This is a genomic window from Pseudomonas syringae pv. cilantro (genome assembly GCF_001293775.1).
GTDB classification, from domain to species: Bacteria; Pseudomonadota; Gammaproteobacteria; order Pseudomonadales; family Pseudomonadaceae; genus Aquipseudomonas; species Aquipseudomonas syringae_P.
The window spans coordinates 2,312-3,968 of the sequence record NZ_LGLN01000102.1; the positions used below are offsets into that span (position 1 = coordinate 2,312).

1 protein-coding gene is annotated in these 1,657 nt (G+C 53.4%); it reads right to left on the bottom strand.

All coding sequences use genetic code 11. The features are described 5' to 3' along the window. Positions 1 to 334: 334 nt before the first annotated feature. A partial coding sequence (locus tag ABJ99_RS26360) for a site-specific integrase (protein WP_054088294.1) occupies positions 335 to 1,657 on the bottom strand: 1,323 nt, incomplete at its 5' end.

Sequence of the window (1,657 nt, forward strand, 5' to 3'; positions counted from 1 at the left end):
GAATCCCCTTACCCCGACCAAACACTGTTGTGTGCTTCAAATCTTCAATTGCGGTGTGTCGTCTGTTCTTGAGGGCGAGCATTGCATGTGAAACGGTTTATCCAGGCAAGCAGCCGTCTGTCGCGAAACATAACTCCGACACGCGGTGATGTCAAATTGCAGCGCTCTGTTCCAAGCGAAAGCTTGTGAACAGGGCGTTTTTTTTGCGCGTGCGAAGCAGCGTTCATCGCTTATCTGCCCTCGTACCGTCTTCCTGACGTCGGCTCTTGGCACAGACAATAGGCGGGTATGACCATTACTGATGGCAGTTAGCAATTGTCTTAGCCCCCATACTTTAGCCGGTGCGGTTGTTCCAGACGCTTGCGTCAAAGCCTGACGGCAGTGGGTTGCCCATTTGCTCGTTCGGGCCTGACGGTAATCGGCTATCAGTGGTTGTAGGGCACACGGCTATTCTGCCGCTAGCGGCTTCTCTTACCCACTGCGAAAACGCCTCAAGCTGTCGTGCGAGGTCTTCCGGGCTGAACAGGTCATGAGGCAGAGCCTGCTTCATGGGCGTCTCAGTGGAATCGTCAAAAGGATTTGCTCGCTCCTTTGGGTCAGTTCCATATTTTTCTGAAAGATTGGACTCGGTGTTTTTGACCTGCACACCCGCGCGGCGTATCTCATCAGCTTTCAAGGGTGAGTGGGCATTGGCTGCTGGGGCAGGAGGGGGTGTAGGTTGGGAGAGGCTACCTGATTTGACGGCAGGGCTGCTGCTGACTGAGCGTTGGGTCAGATGTTTTGCGGGAGCTTTCTTGCCTGTACGCGCACTTTCTCGGTTGGCGGCATCTGACTTGGGCAGATAATTAATTTTTGCCGGTCTCTTGCCGCGCTCATTCATGACCTCGCGCATCACGTCGTAATCCGGTTCGATGTATTCCATCGTGGTCGCAATATTGGAGTGGTTGAGCAGGTTTTTTGTTATGTGAATGTTGCGCTCCGGTTGCCGCATCATTTCACTGGCGATGGTATGTCTGAAACGATGAGGCGTCATTCGAACGCCCGTCATGGCGGTGAGCTTCTTATACATGGCTTCCACCTGATCAGCGTTCATCTGTGGCCGACTGTAATGGCCGGAGAAGCGGTTAACGTTGAAAATCTGGTCGGCGGGATCGAAGCCGACTCGTTGCGCTATGTCCATGAGCCGTTTCAGATGAGGCATCAGTCCGTCAGGGATGGGGATCATGAATTCTCTGTGAGTCTTTTCTGTCTCTCCCCTGACTCTGATCAGGCGTTGTCCCAAATCGATATCGGCATACCTCAAGCAGATCAGGGCATTGAGCCTGATGCCCGTGTAGTAGAACATTTCAAATACTGCGAGCCAGAACCATGCGGGGGTGATCTCTGTTCTGTTCCCGGTTGCACGCTCCTCCTGGACCAGAATGTTTAGCCAGTTTCTCGCACGTACAATGGCGTCTGTGTTGACGGTTTTCTTTGGTCGTTTGGCGGGGATCACACGTGTTTCTTTCAGAGGATTGACCTTGAGGTCAACGAGACCATGCTCCATTGCATATCGGTACACCGTTCGCAGGTGACCGGAGTACGTGTTCCAACTGCGCTTTGAGATTCTCTCCAGTTCTGATCGGCGCCAGTCGAGCATGTCCCGGTGCGTCGTCTC